The sequence below is a fragment of the Achromobacter aegrifaciens genome, from assembly GCF_902859735.1.
Taxonomy (GTDB): domain Bacteria; phylum Pseudomonadota; class Gammaproteobacteria; order Burkholderiales; family Burkholderiaceae_B; genus Achromobacter; species Achromobacter aegrifaciens.
Map to the genome: position 1 here is coordinate 335,820 of NZ_CADIJY010000001.1, position 20,948 is coordinate 356,767.

Here is a 20,948-nt window from a genome sequence, read left to right on the forward strand (position 1 = left end):
TATTTAAATTTTTATAAAAAGAGGCAAGGGATGGAAGCGAACCGCTATGACGCGTACCGCGAGGACACCATAGGCCGCGCCAATGTGGCCGACTCGCCCGAGCTCATCGCCTACTACCAGGAGCTGGCCCGCCTGGAGACCGGCGCCCTGTGGACGGTGGCGAACAAGATCGAACCGTGGGCGCCGCGGTCGGCCTCGGTGCCGGTGGTGTGGCGCTACCAGGACCTGCGCGGCCACGTGCTGCGTTCTTCCGAGCTGGTTTCGCCCGAAGAGGCAGGCCGGCGCGTGATCTACCTGAACAACCCGGGCCGGCGCGACGTGGCCGCCGCCGTGGGCTGGCTGTACTCGGGCCTGCAGGTCATGAAGCCGGGCGAACTGGCTTCCGCCCACAAGCATTCGCATTCGGCGCTGCGCTTCATCATGGAAGGGCGGGGCGCCTTCACCGTGGTCGACGGCCACAAGATGACACTGGGCGCGAACGATTTCGTGCTGACGCCCAATGGCACCTGGCACGAGCACGGCGTGGCCGAAGACGGCACTACCTGCATCTGGCAGGACGGCCTGGACATTCCGCTGGTCAACGCCATGGAGGCCGGTTTCTATGCCGTGCATCCGGACCTGAACCAGACTGTGACCTATCCGGTGGACGACACTACCGCCGCCTGGGCCAACCCGGCGCTAAGGCCTCAGGTGTCCGGTTGGACCAAGCCGTATTCGCCGCTCTTCAAGTACGAATGGGAGCCCACCTACGAGGCGCTGCGCCGCTATGCGCGCACTACCGCCGGCAGCCCCTACGACGGCATCCTGCTCGAATACGTCAACCCGGCCACGGGCGGCCCGGTCATGCCCACCATCGGCGCCAGCATGCAGCTGCTGCGGCCCGGCGAGCACACCAAGGCCCACCGCCATACCGGCAGCTTCATCTACCAGGCGGCCAAGGGCAGCGGCTATTCCATCATCGACGGCAAGCGCTACGACTGGACCGAACGCGACATCTTCTGCGTGCCCTCGTGGGCCATCCATGAACACGTCAATCTTTCATCGAACGACGACGCCTGCCTGTTCAGCTTCAACGACCTGCCCGTGATGCGCGCGCTGGCGCTTTACCGCGAAGAAGCGGTCAAGGAAAACGACGGCCATCAAGTGCTGATCTAGCGCTGCCCGATCCCTCTTGAATTTTTCATCCGCCGCGCGGGCCGGGCCCGCGCGCCTGACTCAACTCGTCCTGAATTTATGGAGTTCTTATGCGCTTGGTAACTTTTCGCGCCCATCCCACCGCCGCTGCCCGCCTGGGCGCGCTGGCCGAAGGCTATGTGATTGACCTGGCCCTGCTGGGCCGCGCAGGCGGCGTGGACCTGCCCGACGACATGCTGGCTTTCATCGACCTGGGCCCCGTGGCGGTGGCGCAGGCCAGCAAGCTGATGGAGGCTTATCGCGGCAACTGGCCCGTGGGCAGCGCGCTGCCGCAGGAAAACGTCAAGCTGCTGGCGCCGATTCCGCGTCCGCGCAAGAACATCTTCGGCATCGGGCTGAATTACGTGGAGCACGTGGCGGAATCCAGCCGCACGCTGGATACCTCGGCCGACCTGCCCAAGCAGCCGGTGATCTTCTCCAAGCCGCCCACCACCGTCATCGGCCCGGGCGACGCCATCGAGCACAACGCCAAGATCACGCAACAGCTGGACTGGGAAGTGGAGCTGGCCGTGATCATGGGCCGCCGCGCCTCGCGCGTGGCCGAAGCCGATGCGCTGTCCTATGTGTTCGGCTACAGCGTGATGCTGGACATGAGCGCGCGCGATTGCCGCCGCGCCGGCCAGTGGATCTATTCCAAGGGCCAGGACACCTATGCGCCCTTCGGCCCGTGCATCGTGACCGCCGACGAGATCCCGGATCCGCAGGTGCTGGATCTGTGGCTGACGGTCAATGGCGAGAAGAAGCAGGGCTCGAACACGCGCCACATGCTGTTCAAGGTGCCGTTCCTGATCTCGGACATCAGCGCGGGCATCACGCTGGAGCCGGGCGACATCATCGCCACCGGCACGCCTGAAGGCGTGGGCGCGGGCCGCAAGCCGCAGGAATGGCTGTGGCCGGGCGACGTGGTGGTGGCCTGCGTCGAAGGCATCGGCACGCTGCGCCATCCGGTGGTGGCGGTCTAGAAAACGCCTGGCCGCGCCGCGGCGGGCAACGCAGTCTCCAAGGGGAAAAACATGATCAAGAAACAGATACTGGGCGGCGCGTTGTCCGTCGCGCTGGGCGCCGCGGCGTCCATGGGAGCGGCCCATGCCGCGGAACCGGTCAAGATCGGCTTTATCGCCACCTTGTCCACGCCGGCGGGCTATATCGGCGAGGACGAGCGCGATGCGTTCAACCTGGCCATCAAGCAGGGCGGCGGCAAGCTGGGCGGCGTGCCCGTGCAGCTGGTGATCGAGGACGACGGCCTGAAGCCCGCCAACGCCAAGCAGGCGGCCGACCGCCTGCTGCAATCGGGCGTCAAGCTCTATACCGGCGTGAACTTCTCCAACGTGCTGGCAGCGGTCGTGCCCAGCGTGGTGAAGTCCGGCGCCTTCTATGTCAGCCTGAATCCCGGCCCGTCGAACTTCGCGGGCGAAAAGTGCGATCCCAATTACTTCGTGGCGTCCTACCAGAACGACGCCTTCCATACGGCCGGCGGCGTGGCGGCCAACGAACTGGGATACAAGAAGGTCGTGCTGCTAGCGCCCAACTACCAGGCGGGCCGCGACGCCATCGAAGGCTTCAAGCGCACCTACAAGGGCGAAGTGGTCGCCGAAATCTACACCAAGCTCGACCAGTCGGACTTCTCGGTCGAGCTGGCGCGCCTGCGTTCGCTGGCGCCCGACGCCATCTACCAGTTCCATCCGGGCGGCACGGGCATCAACTTCGTCAAGCAGTACGCGGCGGCCGGGCTGAACAAGAGCATCCCGATGCTGATGCCCAGCTTCTCGATGGATGCGCGCATGATCCAGGCCACGGGTGACGCGTCGGCCGGCGCCTACATCACCGGCATCTGGTCGCAGGACTTCGACAACGCGCAATCCAAGGCCTTCGTGCAAGCGTTCAAGGACGCCTACGGCCGTGTGCCGACGGACTACGCCATGCAGGCCTACGACACCGCGCAGCTGATTGGCGCGGGCCTGAAGGCTACCGGCGGCGACCTGTCCAAGGCGGCTGAGTTTCGAGCCGCGCTGCGCAAGCCCGAGTTCACGTCGCTGCGCGGCAAGTTCAGCATGAACACCAACCAGCATCCGATCCAGGATCTGTACCTGATGCGCATCGAGAAAGGCAGCGACGGCAGCCTGTCGCCGAAGCTGGTCCGCAAGCTGGTGTCCGATGACAAGGACGCCTACGCGCAACTCTGCAAGATGCCGTCATGACGCTCCTGTTTGAACAGCTGCTCAACGGGCTGCAGTTCGGCGCCATGCTGTTCATGCTGGCAGCCGGACTGACGCTGATCTTCGGCATCATGGGCGTGGTCAACCTGACGCATGGCTCGTTCTACATGGTGGGCGCCTACTGCGCGGCGTACGCCATCGGCACCACCGGCTCGTTCCTCGCGGGCGTGCTGGCGGCGCTGCTGGGGGCGGGCCTGTACGGCATTTCGGTCGAAGTGGTAGTGATACGCAAGCTGTACAAGCGGGATCACCTGTACCAGGTCCTGGCCACCTTCGGCCTGCTGCTGTTCTCGAACGAAGCGGTCAGCCTGATCTTCGGCCGGCGTCCGCCGCTGGTGGGCATCCCAAGCTTCCTGGAAGGCGCGGTGACGTTGGCGCCGGGATTCCAGTATCCGCTGATCCGCCTGTCGTTCATCGCCATTGGCGCGCTGGTGGCGGTGGGCCTGTGGTGGCTGGTCAACCGCACGCGCATCGGCATGCTGATCCGCGCGGGCGCCGACGACCGCGAGATGGTCGACGCGTTGGGCATAGACATCCGCAAGCTCTACACGCTGGTGTTTGGCCTGGGCGCCTTGCTGTGCGGGCTGGCCGGCGTGATGGCCGCGCCCTTGCTGGCGGTGGAAATCGGCATGGGCGAACGCATCCTGATCACCACCTTCGTGGTCATCGTGATCGGCGGGGTCGGCTCGGTGCGTGGCGCCTTGGCAGGCGCCTTGCTGGTGGGCATGGTGGACAGTCTGGGGCGCGCGTTCCTGCCGCAGCTGCTGTCGACGATGTTCTCGCCCGCCACCGCGGACCCGCTGGCCGCAGGCATGGCTTCGGCAAGCATCTATGTACTGATGGCGATCGTGCTGATCGCCAAGCCGGGCGGGCTGTTCCCGGCGCGAGGATGACGATGGCATACACACTTACGAACCGCGCCCGCTGGGGGCTGGGCGGCCTGGCGGTGCTGATCCTGCTGCCGGCTGCGGCGCTGGCCTCGGGTTCGCCGTTCCTGATCGGCGTGGTGACGCGCTTTCTGATCTACGGCCTGGCCGCGGTCAGCCTGGACCTGGTGATCGGTTATGGCGCCATGGTCAGTTTCGGCCATGCCATGTTCTTCGGGCTGGGCGGCTATGCGGTCGGCATCATCGCCTTCCATACTTCGGAAGCCGGTCCGATCTTCGGCTGGGCTGGCAGCAACGCGGCGCTTGTGGTGTGGCCGATAGCGCTCATCGTGTGCGCGTTGGCCGGCTGGCTGTTCGGCTATCTGGCGCTGCGCACGCGCGGCGTGCAGTTCATCATGATCACGCTGGCGTTCGGCCAGATGGTGTATTTCGTGCTGGTGTCGCTGCAGTTCTACGGCGGGGACGATGGCCTGATGATTCCGCAGCGCAATGAGCTGCCGGGCATCAATCTGGAAAGCCCCATGGTTTTCTACTACCTGTGCCTGGCGCTGCTGACCCTTTGGACGCTGCTGTGCATCCGCGTGACCAACTCGCGCTTCGGCATGGTGCTGCAGGCGCTGCGCCAGAGCGAGCGGCGCGCCATCAACCTGGGCGTGGCGCCCACGCCGTACCGGCTTAGCGCCTTCGTGCTGTCGGCGGTGGGCACGGGGCTGGCCGGCGTGCTGTGGGCCAACTATGCCGGGCTGGTGACGCCCGACATGGCGGCCTGGACCAAGTCCGGCGAACTCATGGCCATCGTCATCCTGGGCGGCGTGGGCACCTTGCTCGGGCCGATCGCGGGCGCGGCGGTATTCCTGGGGCTGGAGCAGATGCTGTCGTCCCTGACCGAGCACTGGCTGCTGTACATGGGGCCCATCCTGGTGCTGGTGGTGCTGTGGGGCCAGAAGGGCCTGTTCGGAAAGCTGCTGGAGACGCGCCATGCCGACTGACGCAAGCGCCAGCCTGTTGCGCCTGACGCAGCTGCGCAAGGCTTTCGACGCGGTGGTGGCCACCAACGGCGTGGACCTGGACGTACGCGCCGGCGAGATCCACGCCATCATCGGCCCCAACGGCGCGGGCAAGTCCACCCTGATCGCGCAGATCTGCGGCGAGATCCGGCCGGACTCCGGGACCATCCATTTGGATGGGCAGGACGTGACCGCGCTGCGCGCCTTCGAGCGTGCGCGCCTGGGGCTGGGCCGCTCGTTCCAGATCACCGAGCTGTGCCAGGAGTACACCGCGCTGGAGAACGTGATCCTGTCGCGCATGCTCAAGAGCGGCCGCGCCTTCCAGGCCTGGTCCAATCCGCGTCATGACGCGGCGTTGAAGACCGAGGCCATGCAGTGGCTGACGCACGTGGGGCTGGAGGACCGTCGCCACGTGCGTTCGGCGGACCTGGCGCACGGCGAGAAACGGCAGCTGGAGCTGGCGGTGGCGCTGGCGCGTTCGCCGCGGCTGTTGCTGCTGGACGAGCCCATGGCCGGCATGGGGCCGGAGGAATCGGCGCGCATGACCCGGCTCTTGCAAGGCATGAAGGGCGACTACGGCATCCTGCTGGTGGAACACGACATGGACGCGGTCTTCGCGCTGGCCGACCGCATCAGCGTGCTGGTCTACGGCCGCGTGGTGTTCAGTGGTTCGCCAGAGGAGGTGCGCCGCCATCCGGAGGTGCGCGCGGCGTATCTGGGAGAAGAACATGTTGAAGGTTGAAGGGCTGACTGGCGGCTACGGGTCCAGCAAGGTCCTGTTCGGCATGTCGTTCGAGGCCAGTGAAGGCGAGGTGATCTCGCTGATCGGGCGCAACGGCATGGGCAAGACCACCACGATCAAGACCCTGATGGGCATGCTGCCAGCCACCGGCGGCGCGGTGCAGTTTCGCGGCCGCACGCTGGGCCGCTCCGCGCCCAGCAGCGTGGCGCGGCTGGGCGTGGGGCTGGTGCCGGAGGGCCGGCGCGTGTTCGGTTCGCTGACGGTGCAGGAAAACCTGGTGGCGACCTCGCGCGCCGCGCCGGGCGGATGGGATCTGGAGCGGGTCTACACGCTGTTCCCGCGTTTGAAAGAGCGCCGCGGGCAGTCGTCGCGCACGCTGTCGGGCGGCGAACAGCAGATGCTGGTGGTGGGGCGCGCCCTCATGACCAACCCCAAGCTCCTGATCCTGGACGAAGCCACCGAGGGACTGGCGCCGCTCATCCGCCAGGAGATCTGGCGTTGCCTGCGGGCGCTGAAGGCCGAAGGCCAGACCATCCTGGTGATCGACAAGAACCTGCCCGAAATGGCGACGCTGGTGGACCGCCACTACATCGTGGACAAGGGCCGGGTGGCCTGGTCGGGGCAGCCCGCCGAGCTGTCCGCCCAGCCCGAGCTGGCGCAGCGCTACCTGGGCATATGAACAGGCCGCGCGGGTAGAATGAGCCGCCTGTGCGCGGATACGCGCCCCGGCCGCTGACATCTGGAGACCATCTTGAAGCCTAGAATAAAAGCTTCCCGCCAGGACGATCCCGGATCGGACGGGAGCGCCGGCATTGAGGAAATCACGCTGTCCGAGCAGGTTTACCGCCTGCTTCGGCGCGACATCATGCGCGGCGCCTTCGCGCCGGGCCAGTCCTTGCGGCTGGAATTGCTGAAGCAGCGCTACGGCAGCAGCTTCTCTCCCATCCGCGAAGCCCTCAACCGCCTGCGCAGCGAGCGCATGGTCATCAGCACCACGTCGCGCGGCTTCAGCATCGCGCCCTTGTCGGTCGAAGAAATGTGGGACGCCTGTGAAACCCGCATCCTGATCGACTGCGACGCGCTGCGCCGCTCGCTGGCCAACGCCGACGACGCCTGGGAAACGCGCCTGGTCGGCGCGTACCATGCGCTGACGCTGGCCGCGCAGCGGGCCGACCAGGCCGCCGAGCCGTCGGAAGAATTGGACGAGCTGCTGGAGGCGCGCCACCTGGAGTTCCACCACGCGCTGATCGGCGCGTGCCGTTCCAACTGGCTGCTGGACCTGTCCACCCAGCTCTACGCGCAGACCGAGCGCTACCGCCGTCCGGCGCGCGCCGGCGCGACCGCCTACGGGCCTGAACGCAACGTCGACGACGAGCACCGCCAGCTGTTGGACGCCGCCATCTCGCGCGACGTGGAAGGCTCGGTCGCCATGCTCGCCGCGCACTACCGCAAGACCGCGCAGTTCATCGAACGCATCATCTCCCAGCCCCAATCGCAGCCAACATCGCAGGCCAGGCATGCATAACAGCGACATCGATCTCTTCTTTCCCACCATCGCCGAGCGCGAGGTGCAATACAACGCGCGCGAATCGGTGCCGGATTTCGACGCCTGCGTGCGCCGCTATGCCGAGTCCTCGGCGCGGGTGCGCACGCGCCGCCCGGGCGTGCTGGACCTGCGCTACGGCATGGGCCAGGATGAAAGGCTGGACCTGTTCCTGCCCGCCGCCTCGCAGGCGCGGGCGCCGCTGTTCGTGTTCATCCACGGCGGCTATTGGCGCGCGCAGCGCAAGGAAGACGCGCCCGTGATGGCAGAGGCCTTCAACGCCGCGGGCGCCGCCGTGGCTACCCTGGAATACACGCTGGTGCCCGAGGCGACCCTGGGCGAAGTGGTACGCGAAGTGCGCTCCGCCGTGGCCTGGCTGTACCGCAACGTGGCGGCCTATGGCGTGGACCCTGAACGGATCTACGTCAGCGGCAGTTCGGCGGGCGGCCATCTGGCCGGCATGCTGGTCGCGCCCGAATGGCAGGCACGCTACGGCGTGCCGGACGACGTGATCAAGGGCACGCTGGCATTGAGCGGGCTGTTCGATCTGCGGCCGCTGTGCGATATCCTGCCCAACACCTGGCTGCAGCTGACGCCAGAGCAGGCCGCGCACCAAAGCCCGATCTTCCATCTGCCGGAACGTGCAGGCCCGATGCTGCTGGCCGTGGGCGGGTTGGAGACGCAGGGTTTCAAGAACCAGACGGCGGCGTACGAAGCGGCGTGGAATGCTGCGGGGCTGGCCTCCACCCGTATTCCGACGCCGCACTGCAATCATTTTGACCTGGTCAATGAACTGGAAAATCCGGACAGCGATCTGACCCGCGCCACCCTGGCGATGATGGGGCTGGGCGCCAAGTGAACGGCCGGCCGATGGCGTAAGCTTGACGTCCATGGCCGACCTGAAACTCCTTGAAGACCTGATTGCCCTGGCGCAGACCGGCAGCTTCGTGCGCGCGGCCGAGCTGCGCCACGTCACTCATCCGGCGTTCGGCCGACGCATCCGCGCGCTGGAGGCCTGGGCCGGCGCGCCGTTGATCGAACGCCAGCGCCTGCCGGTGGTCCTGACCGCCGAAGGCGAGGCCTTGCTCAAGACCGCGACGCAGGTGGTGGAGCAGATGGGGCAGGTGCGCCATCGCATCCGCAGTTTCGGCGCAGGCGGGGAGGCGGTGCTACGCATCGCCACCGGCCGCAGCCTGGCCCGCACGTTGGTGGCCGACTGGATCGCGCGCCTGCGCCACCGCACGCCCAAGGTGTTGACCGAGGGCACGCAGGTCGAATTGTCCACCGGCATGATGCAGGACATGGCGGCGCGGCTGGAGCAGGGCCGGGTGGACCTGCTGTGCTGCTACGAGCATCCGGCTCTGTCGGTGCAGCTGAGCCCGGGGCGCTACCGTTACATGACCCTGGGCACAGACAAGCTCGTGCCCGTCAGCCAGGCGGATTCCCGCGGCCGGCCCCGTTACGTGCTGCAGGAAGGCGGTCCGTCCGTGCCCTTGATCACCTATGCGGGCGGCCTCGCGATGGAACGCATTGTGGGCGACCGCCTGGAGGCCACGCCGTACGCCCTGGCGCCATTCTTGCGCAGCGACTCGCTGGACGCGGCGCATGGCGCGGTCGCCAAGGGGCTGGGCGTGGCTTGGCTGCCGTGGTCCATGGTGGCGGCGGACTGCCGCCGCGGCGCGCTGGCAGCCCTGGGTGGCCGTAGCGAGGAAATCTCGTTCGAGGTGCGGCTGTACCGTTCGCGGGCGCGCCTGGCGGACTTGGCCGAAGCGGCCTGGGAAGCGACCGCCAGTCGCAAGGCGTGAAATCCGTCAGCCGCGCGTCCGGCGTGTGCCGAATCCGCACGGCCATGTGTCGATTCAGCACGAAATATCCCTGGTGTACGCCCGAGAATAGCTCCCGAAACATTAAATGAGACGGCGCCGCCGTCCGCCTCAGCACCCCAGGGAGAAAACATGAAATCCGTCCTGCATCCATTGCGCGGCGCGCTCGCCGCTATCTGTGCCGTCTCGGCGCTGGCCGCGGCGCCTTCCGCCCACGCCGAGTATCCCGAACGCGCCATTTCTCTGGTGGTCGGCTACCCGGCGGGCGGCAGCGTGGACCTGACCGCCCGCCTGTTTGGCGAAGAACTGGCCAAGCGCCTGGGCCAGAGCGTGGTGGTCGAGAACGTGGGCGGCGCCGGCGGCACCATCGGCGCGCAGCGCGTGGCGCGCGCCGCGCCCGACGGCTACACGCTGCTGCTGGGCTCGACCAATGAGATGGTCATCGCCAGCATGATCAACAACGCGGTCAAGTACGACAGCGTGAAGGACTTTTCGCCGCTGGGCGTGATCGCCTCGCAGCCCATGCTGCTGGCCGCCAGCAAGAATTCCGGCGTGAAGACCGCCGCCGAATACCTGCAGAAGCTGCGCGCCTCCGCGCCCGGCAGCTTCAACTACGGTTCTTCCGGCGTGGGCACGACCCTGCACCTGGCCGGCGAGATGATCAACCAGTCGACCGGCACGCGCGCCGAGCACGTGCCGTACCGCGGCGTGGCGCCGCTGGTGACGGACTTGATGAGCGGTCAACTGGACTACGGCATGCTGGTGCTGTCCTCGGGCCTGCCGCAAGTGCGCGCCGACAAGATCGTGGCGCTGGGCGTGACCGAGAAGAAGCGTTCGCCGGTGGCGCCGGACCTGCCGGCCCTGGCGGAAACCCCGGGGTTCGAGTCCGTGGACATCAGCGTCTGGTTCGCGCTCTATGGCCCGGCCGGCTTGCCGGAGCCGGTGGCCGCCAAGCTGCGCAGCGCGCTGGCCGACACGCTGAAGTCGGAGCAGTTCCGCGCCAAGATGCAGGAAGCCGGCGGCGTGCTGTCGCAACCGGGCCTGGACCCGGCGGCCTATCAGGCCGAGGAAACCAGGAAATACGGCGCGCTGGTCAAGGCCGCCAAGATCGAAGCCCAGTGATCCGAAACCGGATCATCGCAACACCCTAGTACCGCAGCGGACGACATCCATGGAATTCAAGCTTCCCGTACCCGACCTGAGCGCCGAGCGCGCCGGCAATACCGGCACCCCTGGCGTGTGGCATTTCGATTCAGGCCTTCCGGGGCGCGCGTTGATGGTGTCCGCGCTGGTGCACGGCAACGAGCTGTGCGGCGCCTGGGCCTTGAAGGACCTGCTGGCGGCGGGCGTGCGGCCGCGCCGCGGCAGCCTGACGCTGGCATTCTGCAATCTGGATGCGTTCGACCGCTTCGACCACGCCAACCACGACGCCTCGCGCTTCGTCGCCGAAGACATGAACCGCGTCTGGAGTGCCGAACGCCTGGACAATCCCACGACGCCGGACCGCCGGCGCGGCGCCGAGCTGCGTCCCTGGGTGGAGCGCGCGGACTGGCTGCTGGACCTGCATTCCATGCATGAGCCGGGTGCGCCCTTGCTGCTGACCGGCGTCCTGCCGCGCAACATTGCGCTGGCGCGCCGCTTGAAGGCGCCGCAGCACGTGATCGTGGACGCGGGGCATAAGGACGGCGTGCGCATGCGCGACTTCGGCCAGTTCGGCGATCCCGCCCGAGAAGACGCCTGCGCCTTGCTGATCGAATGCGGTTTCCATGGCGAGCTGGCTGCGCGCGACGTGGCGCGCGACATGGTGGCGCGCATGCTGCTGGAGTCGGGCGTGGCGGATGCGGCGGACGTGCCGGCGGGCTGGCTGTTGCCGGATGCCGAAAACCAGCGCGTGCTGGAAGTGACGGACGCGGTGGTCGCGCCATCCATGGATCTGCGCTTCTCGCAGCCCTGGACCGGGTTGGAAACGTTCGAGCACGCCGGATCGACGATAGGCTGGGCCGACGGCCAACCCATCGTGACGCCGTACGATCAGTGCACGCTGGTCATGCCGTCCTTGCGCCAGCTGAAGCCGGGCGTGACGGTGGTGCGGCTGGCGCGGGACTACGCCGGTTAAGCGCTGCGGCGCGTCTTATTTCTGCGGCGTGAACCGCAATTCATCCAGCTGATAGCCTTGGGCCTTGGCCGCATCCAGGGCCTTGTCCAGTTCTTCCTTGGGCAACTGCGGCGATCGCGACAGGATCCACAGGTATTTCCGGTCCGGGGTGCCGACCACCGACCAGCGGTATTCGGGGTCCAGGCCGATCACCCAGTAATCGCCCTTGAACGGCTTGAAGAACGAAACTTCGAGCTTGGCGTTGTTGCTGCCTTCCACCACGGTGGCGGTGCCCGAGGCCGAATCGATGTCGCCATCCTTGGTGCGGCAGCGGTTGTTCACGCCGACCGTGCCATCGGCATGTGCGGTGTATTCGGCGGTGGTGTCTCCTACGCAGTCGCGCTGGAAGAACATGGGGAAATTCGCGATTTCGTACCACATGCCTGCGTAACGCTTCAGGTCCACCGATTCCACGGTTTGCATGGGCGGCGGCGCGGCATGGACTATCCCCGCCACGCTGGTGGCCAAGGCCAACAGGAATGTTGCGGTGCGGCGCATGGGGGAAACCTCCTGATGTGACAGAGCGGTCCGCGCCGGCCGGAGGGCCGGCGGCGCGGATCAAAACCCTAACGATACGCCTTATTTGCGCGGGGCCTTCAGCGCGGCGTGGTAGCGGGCCACATAGGTATCGAAATCCTCGGTGTCCGATTGCTCCAGGCGCAGCTGTTCCGCCGTGGACTGCGCGGCGGCCTGTTCATAGGCTGCCGCCAGGTCGGCGGGCAAGGCCTGGGCGCGCAGCGCGTCGGCATGCTTGCGGCTGAGGTCCAGCGAATAGTCATGGAACGACAGGCCGCTGTCGGTCAGCGAAGCCAGCAGGCGCGCCGACGGCGTGGAGTCGGGCTGATCGAGCTTGGCGCGCTGGGCCGCCAGGGCCTCGGCATAGGCGCTGTCGCCCATGGCCGAGTCGAACAGCGCGGCGTAGGGCGCGATCTGGTCCAGCAGTTCGTGGCCCCATTGCGCCAGCCCGATGGGCTGGCCTTCGCGATCCAGCATGAGGCCGGGCTTGCGACCTTCCTTGACCACGGTCGAGAAGTTGTCGGCGCTGCGCTGACAGTAGCCGTTGGCGGGGAAGAAGGGGCTGTCGGACGCGGTGCAGAACAGCAGGAAGGCGTCGACGAAGCGGCTGGTGCTGGCGTCGATGCCGACCGGCGAGTTCGGGTCGATATCCAGGCAGCGCACTTCAACGTACTGCACGCCGCGTTCTGCCAGCGCCGTGATCGGGCGTTCGCAGCGGCCGGTGGCGCGCTTGGGGCGGATGCTGGAGTAGTACTCGTTTTCGATCTGCAGCACGTTGGTGTTGAGCTGGATCCATTCGCCGTCGCGGTGCGTGCCGATCTTCTGGTAGTCGGGCCAGGGCTGGCTGACGGCGTCGTACAAGCGGCCCAGGAACGTGTCCAGGTCGTTGTAGCAGAGCTTGAGCTGCGACTGCGCCTTGTTCTGGTAACCCAGGTCGCTCATGCGCAGGCTGGTGGCGTAGGGCAGGTACAGCGTGCTGTCATCCAGCTTTTTCAGCGGATGTTCGCGCCCGCGCAGGAAGTCGCTGGACAAGGCCGGGGCGGCGCCGAACAGGTACATCAGCAGCCAGGAATAGCGCGTGAAATTGCGGATCAGGCCGATGTAGCCGCGCGAACGGCGGTCCTGGGGGCTACCCGGCTGCGTGTCCAGCACGGACCACAGGTCTTCGGCCAGCGAGAAGTTGTAGTGCACGCCGGCGATGCATTGCATGGTCTTGCCGTAGCGCACGGCCAGGCCGCGGCGGTACACGTGCTTGAGCATGCCGGTGTTGGACTTGCCGTACCAGGCGATGGGGATGTCGGCTTCGGGCGGCAGCGTGGCGGGCATGGACTGATTCCAGATCAGTTCATGGTCCAGCACGCTGTAGACGTGGCGATGGGTGTTGGTCAGTTCGGCCAGCAGCGCGTCGACGTCCTTGTGCGTGCCTGTGATGAGTTCAAGCAGGGATTCGGAGTAGTCGGTGGTGACGTGTTCGTTGGTCAGCGCCGATCCCAGGCCGGCGGGGTGCGGCTTGCGGGACAGGACTCCCTGTTCGTCCACGCGCAGGCCTTCCTTTTCGATGCCCCGCAGGGTCTGGGTCAGCAGCGATCGGTTGGCCTCCAGGCGGGAGAGGCGGTTGGCGGCAGTATCAGTCACGGGTTCTTCTCGTTTGGGTCTGTCGCCGGATTTTACGGGGTGCCGGCCTCCTGTGCCGAGGGAGTCAATACTGGGGACAGGGACAATGCCTGAGCGGTGCGCGCCAGCCACTCGTCCAGGTCTGCATAGACCGGATCGGCGATGGGGGCGGTTTCATTGAAAATCTCGTGCCAGGCGGTGTCGTACCAGCGCAGCGTCAGCAGTTCGGCGGGTGCGCGCTGGGCGAACTGGCGGCTGCCTTCGGCAGCGACGATGGAATCGTCGCCCGCCACCATCAGCAGGGTGCGGCAGGCCAGCAGCGGGGCTTCACGCAGGGACTCGCGGCCGCCTTCGTCCACGAAGCGCGCCAGGCGTCCTGTCATTTGGCGCCGCACCAGCGGATCGCTGCGGTAGGCCTTGACCACGGCCGGGTCGTGGGAAATGCGGGCGGGCGCCAGGCCGTGGGGCACGCGCAGGTCGGGCGCATGCAGCGACATCCAGGTCAGGGTGCGCCGCACCCACGGCGGCACGTGCACCACGAACGGCGGCGAACTGAGCACCAGGCCGTCGATCTCGGCCAGGCGGCGCAGGGCGATCCGCACCGCGACCAGCGCGCCCAGGCTGTGGCCCAGCAGGATGGGCGGGCGTCCATGGGCCGCGGTCCAGGCCCGCAGGCGGTCGACCGCATCGACGACCAGATCGTCCTCATGGTTCAGGGTGGCGGGCCGCCCGCCGGAGCGGCCATGGCCGCGGTGGTCATGGGCGCCCACCGTCCAGCCGCGCGCGGTCAGCCAGCGCGCCAGGCGGTCATAGCGCCCGGCATGCTCGCTAAGTCCGTGCAGCAGGTAGATACTGGGGGTGCCCAGGCCGGCGATCGGCGGGGGCACGTTGGGCGCGGCTGGCCACACATAGTTGGCCAGTGGCGTGCCGTCGGGCGCGGGGGTCATCGAAATCGGCGACAATTTCTGGCTTCCTCGAAATGAATAGACAGTCCAGGTCCTCGGGTAATGACGATTTCATCGCTGTTTCGTTTCATGTTCAAGAAAGCCGGCGCAATTGTCGCGCTGGCCCTGCTGATCACGGCCTGCTCGCCCAGTTACAACTGGCGCGAAGTCGACGTGGCCGACGGCCACGCGCGCGCCGCGTTTCCGGACCGGGTCACGACCGACACCCGCGACCTGAAGCTGGATACCCATACCTTGCGTTTTACCCTGGCCAGCGCCACCGTGGGCGAGGCGGTCTTCGCCGTGGGATCGGCGCCGCTGCCACCCGACATCGCGAAGGATCCGGCCGCCAAGCAGGCGCTGGGCATGGCGCTGATGCATTCGCTCTACGCCAACATGCAATCGCCGCCGCCCAATGAATGGCCTGCCTACGGGCAGGACATCGAGGTCCAGGGCAAGGCCATGGGCAAGCCGGGCTGGCTGCGCGCCAGGGTCTGGGTGACCGACACCATGTTGATCGAGGCCGTGGCAGCCGGCACCGTGGAAAGCCTGCCGGCCGAGCGGGCGCATGAGTTCCTGCGTTCCGTTGTCATCAAGCCGTGACGGGCGCGATCAGGCCCAGTCTCAATGCCGCGACCACTGCGGCGCGGCGGCCGCGCACGCCGAGCTTTTCGCAGGCGTTGCACAGATGGAAATTCACCGTGCTTTCGCTGACGCCCAGGATGCGGGCGGTTTCCCAGCTGGTCTTGCCCATGGCGGCCCAGTGCAGGCAGCTGGCCTGGCGTTCCGACAGGGGTTTGATGGGCCGGGCCGGACCAGACGCGGCGTTCAAGGTGGGATTCGCGGCCGGGTTTGTGGCCACGTGTGTGGCCAGATGCGGGGGCGTGGCGGAATGTGCGGTGGCTGACATGGCGGTTGGGGGCAGAAGCCCGGCGATTGACGAGTTGCTCCATGCTGCCGCCCGGGCGCGTTGCCCGGCAAGCGATGATGCCTTCATGCATCAAACCTCTTATCTCTAACGGAATAAGCGCATGTCTGCCGTCGTGCAGTTCTATTTTTCATCGATCGTGCTGATGCTGCCTTTGCTCTTTTGCGCGGGCATAGGGGTGTATTGGGGCAAGCGGGACCTGCCGTTCGGCGGTTCCTTCATCACCATGCTGGTGACGTCGGTGACCACGCCGGCCCTGGTGTTCCACACTTTCGTCACCACCCACCTGGACGACCGCGCGTTGGCCGACGTGGCGGTGGCGACCCTGCTGGCGCTGCTGCTGTGCGCCCTGGTGTGCGCGTTGTTGCTGAAGGCATGGAAGCTGCCCGTGCGTACGCTGCTGCCCACGGCCTTCCTGCCCAACGCCGGAAACCTCGGGCTGCCGATTTCGCAGATGGCCTTTGGCGACGCGGGCCTGTCGGTGGCGGTCGCGTTCTTCGCGGTCAGTTCCTTTGTCATGCACACCATCGCGGTGCGCCTGTTGCCGGGCGTCAACACCAAGGGCAGCTGGAAGAGTCCGATTTTGCTGGCTTCGCTGGTCGCCGTGGCCCTGCGTCTCATGCACGTGCCGGTGCCCGCATGGCTGATCGAGACCTCGCGCATGCTGGGCGCGGTAACCGTGCCGCTGATGCTGCTGAGCCTGGGTCACGCGCTGGCCTTGATTCCGTCCAACGGCTTGCGCGACGGCGCCAAGGTCGCCGCCATCCGCTTGGCCGTGGGCCTGGGCGCGGGGCTGGCGGTGGTGTGGGCGCTGGATCTGGAACCGGTGCTGGCCGGGGCGCTGAGCCTGCAGATGGCCATGCCCTGCGCCGTGGTGAGCTACATGTACGTCAAGCGCTACACGACGCAGGGCGATACCGCGGCTGGCGCGGTGCTGGTGTCGACCGTGGCGTTCCTGTTGCTGGCCCCGGTGATACTTTGGTTCAGCCGCGGGGTTTGACCTACCCCGCGCCCGACATCGCGCGCAATTGCGCCATCAACGCATCGGGAATCTCCACGCCATGCTTGAGCGCTTCGTCGCGCAGCTTGCGGCGGCGATCACCCGGCAGGCGCACGCCTTCATCTTCCAGCATGGCGTCGACCAGGACCTCGACGCGATCCAGATAGGCGTTGTTGCCCGCCAGGGCGCCGGGGTCGATCGCCATGAAGGCCTGGCCCAGCCGCGCCGGGCCGCCTTCGTCGACAAAGAAGGACTCGGTCTCGAAACCGAAGTGCGAGCCGGTCAGCGCGCAAGCCAGCAGTTCGATGATCAGCGCCAGCATCGCGCCCTTGACGCCGCCCGCGGGCAGCATGCTGCCCGCCAGGCCGGCCTTGGGATCGGTGGTCGGCTGGCCGTCGGCGTCCAGCGCCCAGCCCAGGGGGATGGGCTGGTTGTCGCGGGCCGCGATCATGAGCTTGCCGCGCGCGACCTGAGACAGCGACAGATCGATCACCAGGCGCGCGCCGCCGCGTCGCGGAAAGACCGCGGCGATGGGGTTGGTGCCGAATAACGGACGCTTGCCGCCCCAGGCGGGCATGGCGGCGGGCGAGTTGCTCAGCGCCAGTCCCACCAGCCCGAGGTCGGCCAGGGCTTCCAGGTGGTAGCCGGCTTCGCCGAAGTGGTGGCTGTTGGCCACGCCGATGAAGGCTACGCCATGCTCGCGGGCGCGCAGGCCGGCCTGTTCGATCGCCATGGCGCAGGCGGGAAAGGCCAGGCCGGACCCGGCATCGATCAGCGCGGCGCCGCCGCGCTCATGCACGATGCGCGGCACCGCCGTACCGATGGCGCGGCCGGCGCGCAGGTGTCCGGCATAGAAAGGCACGCGCGACAGGCCGTGGGAGCTGAGTCCCTGGCTTTCGGCGAAGACCAGCGCACGCGCCGTGCTGTCGGCCATGGCCGGGTTGGCGCCAGCGGCGGCCAGGCCGGCCGCGGCCAGGAGTTGCAGTTCGTCCAGATAGATGTGAGCCATATCCTTCTCTTCAAGGGCGCGCGCCGGGCCGTGTGGCTTCATCGGTCGCCGCCGGTAAGCGCCATTGTCACCCCGGCGGCCACCATGTCGGAAACCCGGGTGTTGGCTTCCTGCGTCAGCCCGGCGATATGCGGCGTCAGGATCAGGTTGGGCGCGCCCGCCAGCGGGCTGCCGGCGGGCAGGGGTTCCTGTTCGAACACGTCCAGCGCCGCGCCGCGCAGATGGCCCGTGCGCAGGGCATCCGCCAGCGCGGCCTCGTCCACGATGCCGCCGCGCGAGGTGTTGATCAACACGGCGCCGGGCCGCATGCGCGCGATGCGGCCGGCGTCCATCAGCCGCCGCGTGCCGGGCGTGAGCGGCAGGTGCAGGGTGATGGCATCGGCCTGGGCCAGCAGCTCGTCCAGCGGCAGGGCGGTGACGCCGGTCTCCCGCCACGCGGGATGGTCCGGCGGCAGCGCGGCGTCGCAGCCGGCCACGCGCATGCCCAGTCCTTGCGCCAGGCTTGCGGTCAGCCGGCCTATGCCGCCGAAGCCCACGATGCCCAGCATGCGGTTGTGCGCCTCCAACCCCTGCGAGAGCGCGTTGCGCGGCCATGCGCCCGCCGCGACCTCGGCCGTCGACCCGTAGGCGCCGCGCAGCAGCATCAGCATGGCGCCCACGACGTACTCGGCGACGGCGCGCGCGTTGGCGCCGGTGGCCGGTATCACCGCGATGTTGCGCGCGGCGCAACCGTCCAGGTCGATGTTGTCCAGTCCTACGCCCAGGCGGCCCACGGCCCGCAGCCGCGGGGCCGCCTGCAGCAGGGCGGCGTCGACCTTGCTGCGGTTGCGCACGATGAGGGCGTCGGCGTCGGCCGCCGCGGCCAGCAAGGCATCGCGCTGCTCCACCAGTTCGGGCTCGTACCGCACCTTGAACCGCTGGCGCAGCGCGTCGACCGCGGGCGCGTCCATGAACTCGGAAATGAGGATATGCATCGGTTGGGACTCCACGGTACTCAGGCGATCTGGATGTTGGCGTCGCGGATGATCTTGGCCCAGCGGTCGACCTCGGACTTCAGGTAGGCGCCGAACTCCGCGGGGCCGCGCGGCTGCGGCACGAAGCCCAGCTGCAGCAGCGCCTGCTTCATGGCGGGCTGCGAGACCTGGCGCACGATGGCGTCGCCGATGCGCTGCACCAGCTCCGGCGGCGTGCCTGCGGGCGCCAGCACGCCGGTGAAGTTCTCGACGATCAGGTCCGGCAGGCCGGCTTCCTTCACGGTGGGCACGTCGGGCAGGTCCGCGCTGCGTTCGCGGGTGGTGATGGCCAGCGCCCGCAACGAGCCGTTCTTCACGTGCGAGAGCGATTCCGGATAGTTGGAGAACACCACGTCCAGGTGGCCGCCTATCAGGTCGGTGAGGGACGGCGCGCCGCCCTTGTAGGGAATGTGCATCATCGGTACGCCGGTGAGCTTCTGGTACAGCGCCAGGGTGAGGTGCGGCGGCGTGCCGTTGCCGCTGGAGCCGGCCGACAGCGATTTCGAGCGGGCGGCCTTGGCCAGATCGGCCATGCTCTTGATGTCGCTCTTGGCGTTGACCACCACCATGATGGGCGAGGAAGCCAAGCCGGCCAGCGGCGTGAGGTCGCGCGTCAGGTCGTAGCCCGCCTTGCCGGCAAAGAGCGTCGCGTTGGCGGCATGCGACAGCGTGATCGCCAGCCAGGTGTAGCCGTCCGGAGCGGCATGGGAAACGTGGGCGGCGCCGATGTTGGCGCTGCCGCCGGGCTTGTTTTCCACCACCACGTTCCAGCGCTCGGCGTCGCTTAGCGCTTTGCCGACCTGGCGCGCGGCCACGTCGGTCAGGCCGCCGGGCGGAAAGGGCACCACGTAATTGATCGGACGTTCGGGCCAGGCTTTCTGCGCCAGCGCGCGCTGCCAGGGCGCCAGGGCACAGAGGCCGGCGGCGCCCAGGGCGGCAAGCAGGCGCCGGCGTTGCGCGGCGTCGGGATGGTGATCGTGTTCGCTGTTCATCTGTCTTCCTCCTTGGGGGACGCCCGGGTAGGAATGCAACCGCCTGTGCTGCCGTGGCGGATGTCGCCCGGGTCTGCTGGTGTGGTTCTGAGACGATGCTGCGGGGAAATGCTGGCGGCAGGACGGCGCGTCCGCAATCCTGCTTGCGGACGCGCCGTTGCCAGGGACGACAGGCGCGATTAAGCGCTTTCGAAGATGCGGGTCAGGACGAATTCGCGGTGGCCCAGCGCTTCGGCCGCGGTCCAGCGGCCGTTGGCGGTGGCCAGCATGCATTCCAGCAGCTTGTCGCCGGCCTGGTTCAGGTCGATTTCGCGCTGCAGCAGGCCGCTGGTGTCCACGTCGATGTGTTCGGACATGGTGCGCACCGTGCGCGGATTGGCGCAGATCTTGATGACCGGCAGTATCGGGTTGCCGATGACGTTGCCCTGGCCGGTGGGGAAGAAGTGCACGGCGTAGCCCGAGGCCGCGCACAAGGTCACCATTTCGGCCGCGGCGGAGGACGAGTCCATGAACCACAGGCCCGGGCCGTCCGGGATCTCGGCCTTGTCGATCACGCCGTCCACGCGGCATTGCTTGCCGATCTTCTGGATGTTGCCCAGCGCCTTTTCCTCGATGGTGGTCAGTCCGCCCGCGATGTTGCCCTTGGTGGGCTGGGATTCGGACAGGTCGCTGGTCTTCCAGCGGTCGATCATGGCCTGGTAGCGGTTGAACATGAACATGAAGCGCTCGCGCACCGCGTCGTTGGCGCAGCGCTCGGCCACGATGTGTTCGCCGCCGGTGAGTTCCGAGGTTTCACCGAAGACCAGCGTGGAGCCCAGCGCGTACAGCTTGTCGAAAGCGTTGCCCACGGTGGGGTTGGCGCCACAGCCGGAGGTGGTGTCGGATTCGCCGCATTTGGTCGACACCCACAGGTCGGCGATGGGGCATTCGCTGCGCGTCAGGGCCGTGGCGTAGTGCACGAATTCCTTGGCGCAGCGCGAGGCGCGCATGATGGTGTCGTGGTCGCCGTGCAGTTCGATGCTGAAGCCCATGACCGGCTTGCCGGTGGCGGCGATGCCGTCCACCACGCGCTTGGTCCAGCCTTCCTCGATACCGATTACCACCACTGCGGCGACGTTGGGATTGCAGCCGGTGCCGATCAGGGTGCGGAAGTGCAGCTCCAGGTCCTCGCCGAATTGCAGTCGGCCATAGGGATGAGGCAGGGCCATCGTGCCCTTGATGTTGTTGGCCACGGCTTCGGCTGCGGCATTCGAAATATCGTCCACGGGCAGGACGATGACGTGGTTGCGGACGCCGACGCGGCCGTTGTCGCGGCGGTAGCCCTGGAAGGTGGTCGAGGCGGTGATGATGGACATGGCGGATTCC

Annotated in this window: 22 protein-coding genes; 14 read left to right on the forward strand and 8 right to left on the reverse strand. The window is 67.5% G+C overall.

Annotated elements, in window-relative coordinates; all coding sequences use genetic code 11:
• Positions 1-30 precede the first annotated feature (30 nt).
• From HV766_RS01560 to HV766_RS01615, 12 genes are all read left to right on the forward strand, one after another.
• A complete protein-coding gene (locus tag HV766_RS01560; protein WP_175180432.1) occupies positions 31-1,155 on the forward strand; it encodes a cupin domain-containing protein in 1,125 nt (374 codons plus the stop codon).
• Between the two features lie 89 nt (positions 1,156-1,244).
• Positions 1,245-2,156 carry a fumarylacetoacetate hydrolase family protein gene (locus tag HV766_RS01565; protein WP_013391208.1) on the forward strand — a complete coding sequence of 304 codons (912 nt, stop codon included), beginning with the start codon at positions 1,245-1,247 and terminating at the stop codon, positions 2,154-2,156.
• Positions 2,157-2,207: 51 nt separating this feature from the next.
• Positions 2,208-3,392, forward strand: a complete 1,185-nt coding sequence (locus tag HV766_RS01570; protein ID WP_054455062.1) for an ABC transporter substrate-binding protein — start codon at positions 2,208-2,210, stop codon at positions 3,390-3,392.
• Entirely contained in the window at positions 3,389-4,303 is a 915-nt protein-coding gene (locus HV766_RS01575) for a branched-chain amino acid ABC transporter permease (RefSeq protein ID WP_054455060.1), read from the forward strand. Before HV766_RS01570 ends, HV766_RS01575 begins: the two co-directional genes overlap by 4 nt.
• Positions 4,300-5,286, forward strand: a complete 987-nt coding sequence (locus HV766_RS01580; protein ID WP_119452165.1) for a branched-chain amino acid ABC transporter permease — start codon at positions 4,300-4,302, stop codon at positions 5,284-5,286. Before HV766_RS01575 ends, HV766_RS01580 begins: the two co-directional genes overlap by 4 nt.
• On the forward strand, positions 5,276-6,046 hold the full coding sequence (locus HV766_RS01585) for an ABC transporter ATP-binding protein (RefSeq protein WP_175180433.1): 771 nt from the start codon (positions 5,276-5,278) through the stop codon (positions 6,044-6,046). Before HV766_RS01580 ends, HV766_RS01585 begins: the two co-directional genes overlap by 11 nt.
• On the forward strand, positions 6,033-6,725 hold the full coding sequence (locus tag HV766_RS01590) for an ABC transporter ATP-binding protein (RefSeq protein ID WP_054455055.1): 693 nt from the start codon (positions 6,033-6,035) through the stop codon (positions 6,723-6,725). The genes HV766_RS01585 and HV766_RS01590 overlap by 14 nt, the downstream gene beginning before the upstream one ends.
• Positions 6,726-6,797: 72 nt before the next feature.
• Positions 6,798-7,571, forward strand: coding sequence for a GntR family transcriptional regulator (locus HV766_RS01595; RefSeq protein ID WP_119452167.1), 774 nt, complete (start codon positions 6,798-6,800; stop codon positions 7,569-7,571).
• Entirely contained in the window at positions 7,564-8,448 is an 885-nt protein-coding gene (locus tag HV766_RS01600) for an alpha/beta hydrolase (protein ID WP_054455052.1), read from the forward strand. Before HV766_RS01595 ends, HV766_RS01600 begins: the two co-directional genes overlap by 8 nt.
• Before the next feature lie 31 nt (positions 8,449-8,479).
• Positions 8,480-9,394, forward strand: a complete 915-nt coding sequence (locus HV766_RS01605) for a LysR family transcriptional regulator (RefSeq protein ID WP_013391216.1) — start codon at positions 8,480-8,482, stop codon at positions 9,392-9,394.
• Positions 9,395-9,544: 150 nt separating this feature from the next.
• Positions 9,545-10,534, forward strand: coding sequence for a Bug family tripartite tricarboxylate transporter substrate binding protein (locus tag HV766_RS01610; protein WP_054455051.1), 990 nt, complete (start codon positions 9,545-9,547; stop codon positions 10,532-10,534).
• Positions 10,535-10,583: 49 nt separating this feature from the next.
• On the forward strand, positions 10,584-11,528 hold the full coding sequence (locus HV766_RS01615) for a M14 family metallopeptidase (RefSeq protein WP_119452168.1): 945 nt from the start codon (positions 10,584-10,586) through the stop codon (positions 11,526-11,528).
• A gap of 15 nt (positions 11,529-11,543) precedes the next feature.
• On the opposite strand, the gene HV766_RS01620 is transcribed toward HV766_RS01615, so the two are convergent.
• The 3 genes from HV766_RS01620 to HV766_RS01630 all read right to left on the reverse strand — a co-directional run bounded on the left by HV766_RS01620 (position 11,544) and on the right by HV766_RS01630 (position 14,644).
• Complete coding sequence (locus HV766_RS01620) at positions 11,544-12,065, reverse strand: lipocalin family protein (protein WP_054455046.1); 522 nt, start codon at positions 12,063-12,065, stop codon at positions 11,544-11,546.
• 81 nt (positions 12,066-12,146) lie between these two features.
• A complete protein-coding gene (gene gshA / locus HV766_RS01625) occupies positions 12,147-13,718 on the reverse strand; it encodes a glutamate--cysteine ligase (protein WP_175180434.1) in 1,572 nt (523 codons plus the stop codon).
• Positions 13,719-13,750: 32 nt separating this feature from the next.
• Positions 13,751-14,644 (reverse strand): alpha/beta hydrolase, encoded by an 894-nt coding sequence (locus HV766_RS01630; RefSeq protein WP_054455043.1) that lies wholly within the window; start codon positions 14,642-14,644, stop codon positions 13,751-13,753.
• Between the two features lie 60 nt (positions 14,645-14,704).
• Between HV766_RS01630 and HV766_RS01635 the strand changes: the two genes are divergently transcribed.
• Positions 14,705-15,244: a hypothetical protein gene (locus HV766_RS01635; RefSeq protein WP_054455039.1), complete on the forward strand. Its 540-nt coding sequence runs from the start codon at positions 14,705-14,707 to the stop codon at positions 15,242-15,244.
• Here HV766_RS01635 and HV766_RS01640 read toward each other — a convergent pair.
• The gene (locus HV766_RS01640) at positions 15,234-15,473 is read right to left on the reverse strand and encodes a helix-turn-helix domain-containing protein (RefSeq protein ID WP_082401106.1); all 240 of its coding nucleotides are present in this window, start codon (positions 15,471-15,473) and stop codon (positions 15,234-15,236) included. The genes HV766_RS01635 and HV766_RS01640 overlap by 11 nt on opposite strands.
• Positions 15,474-15,672: 199 nt before the next feature.
• Here HV766_RS01640 and HV766_RS01645 point away from each other — a divergent pair, with 199 nt between their 5' ends.
• Complete coding sequence (locus HV766_RS01645) at positions 15,673-16,569, forward strand: AEC family transporter (RefSeq protein ID WP_054455035.1); 897 nt, start codon at positions 15,673-15,675, stop codon at positions 16,567-16,569.
• A gap of 1 nt (position 16,570) precedes the next feature.
• Here the strand turns inward: HV766_RS01645 and HV766_RS01650 are convergent, their stop codons facing one another.
• From HV766_RS01650 to HV766_RS01665, 4 genes are all read right to left on the reverse strand, one after another.
• Complete coding sequence (locus HV766_RS01650; RefSeq protein ID WP_054455033.1) at positions 16,571-17,578, reverse strand: Ldh family oxidoreductase; 1,008 nt, start codon at positions 17,576-17,578, stop codon at positions 16,571-16,573.
• Positions 17,579-17,616: 38 nt separating this feature from the next.
• On the reverse strand, positions 17,617-18,552 hold the full coding sequence (locus HV766_RS01655) for a hydroxyacid dehydrogenase (protein WP_054455031.1): 936 nt from the start codon (positions 18,550-18,552) through the stop codon (positions 17,617-17,619).
• A gap of 20 nt (positions 18,553-18,572) precedes the next feature.
• The gene (locus HV766_RS01660) at positions 18,573-19,583 is read right to left on the reverse strand and encodes a Bug family tripartite tricarboxylate transporter substrate binding protein (RefSeq protein WP_054455029.1); all 1,011 of its coding nucleotides are present in this window, start codon (positions 19,581-19,583) and stop codon (positions 18,573-18,575) included.
• A gap of 179 nt (positions 19,584-19,762) precedes the next feature.
• A complete protein-coding gene (locus tag HV766_RS01665) occupies positions 19,763-20,938 on the reverse strand; it encodes a UxaA family hydrolase (protein ID WP_054455027.1) in 1,176 nt (391 codons plus the stop codon).
• Positions 20,939-20,948 lie beyond the last annotated feature (10 nt).

What these genes read in the sequence shown, in the direction of transcription:
- HV766_RS01560 (WP_175180432.1), top strand. Translation starts at nt 31, where the DNA reads ATGGAAGCGAACCGCTATGACGCGTACCGCGAGGACACCATAGGCCGC.
- HV766_RS01565 (WP_013391208.1), top strand. Translation starts at nt 1,245, where the DNA reads ATGCGCTTGGTAACTTTTCGCGCCCATCCCACCGCCGCTGCCCGCCTG.
- HV766_RS01570 (WP_054455062.1), top strand. Translation starts at nt 2,208, where the DNA reads ATGATCAAGAAACAGATACTGGGCGGCGCGTTGTCCGTCGCGCTGGGC.
- HV766_RS01575 (WP_054455060.1), top strand. Translation starts at nt 3,389, where the DNA reads ATGACGCTCCTGTTTGAACAGCTGCTCAACGGGCTGCAGTTCGGCGCC.
- HV766_RS01580 (WP_119452165.1), top strand. Translation starts at nt 4,300, where the DNA reads ATGACGATGGCATACACACTTACGAACCGCGCCCGCTGGGGGCTGGGC.
- HV766_RS01585 (WP_175180433.1), top strand. Translation starts at nt 5,276, where the DNA reads ATGCCGACTGACGCAAGCGCCAGCCTGTTGCGCCTGACGCAGCTGCGC.
- HV766_RS01590 (WP_054455055.1), top strand. Translation starts at nt 6,033, where the DNA reads ATGTTGAAGGTTGAAGGGCTGACTGGCGGCTACGGGTCCAGCAAGGTC.
- HV766_RS01600 (WP_054455052.1), top strand. Translation starts at nt 7,564, where the DNA reads ATGCATAACAGCGACATCGATCTCTTCTTTCCCACCATCGCCGAGCGC.
- HV766_RS01605 (WP_013391216.1), top strand. Translation starts at nt 8,480, where the DNA reads ATGGCCGACCTGAAACTCCTTGAAGACCTGATTGCCCTGGCGCAGACC.
- HV766_RS01610 (WP_054455051.1), top strand. Translation starts at nt 9,545, where the DNA reads ATGAAATCCGTCCTGCATCCATTGCGCGGCGCGCTCGCCGCTATCTGT.
- HV766_RS01615 (WP_119452168.1), top strand. Translation starts at nt 10,584, where the DNA reads ATGGAATTCAAGCTTCCCGTACCCGACCTGAGCGCCGAGCGCGCCGGC.
- HV766_RS01620 (WP_054455046.1), bottom strand. Translation starts at nt 12,065, where the DNA reads ATGCGCCGCACCGCAACATTCCTGTTGGCCTTGGCCACCAGCGTGGCG.
- HV766_RS01630 (WP_054455043.1), bottom strand. Translation starts at nt 14,644, where the DNA reads ATGACCCCCGCGCCCGACGGCACGCCACTGGCCAACTATGTGTGGCCA.
- HV766_RS01635 (WP_054455039.1), top strand. Translation starts at nt 14,705, where the DNA reads ATGACGATTTCATCGCTGTTTCGTTTCATGTTCAAGAAAGCCGGCGCA.
- HV766_RS01645 (WP_054455035.1), top strand. Translation starts at nt 15,673, where the DNA reads ATGTCTGCCGTCGTGCAGTTCTATTTTTCATCGATCGTGCTGATGCTG.
- HV766_RS01650 (WP_054455033.1), bottom strand. Translation starts at nt 17,578, where the DNA reads ATGGCTCACATCTATCTGGACGAACTGCAACTCCTGGCCGCGGCCGGC.
- HV766_RS01655 (WP_054455031.1), bottom strand. Translation starts at nt 18,552, where the DNA reads ATGCATATCCTCATTTCCGAGTTCATGGACGCGCCCGCGGTCGACGCG.
- HV766_RS01660 (WP_054455029.1), bottom strand. Translation starts at nt 19,583, where the DNA reads ATGAACAGCGAACACGATCACCATCCCGACGCCGCGCAACGCCGGCGC.
- HV766_RS01665 (WP_054455027.1), bottom strand. Translation starts at nt 20,938, where the DNA reads ATGTCCATCATCACCGCCTCGACCACCTTCCAGGGCTACCGCCGCGAC.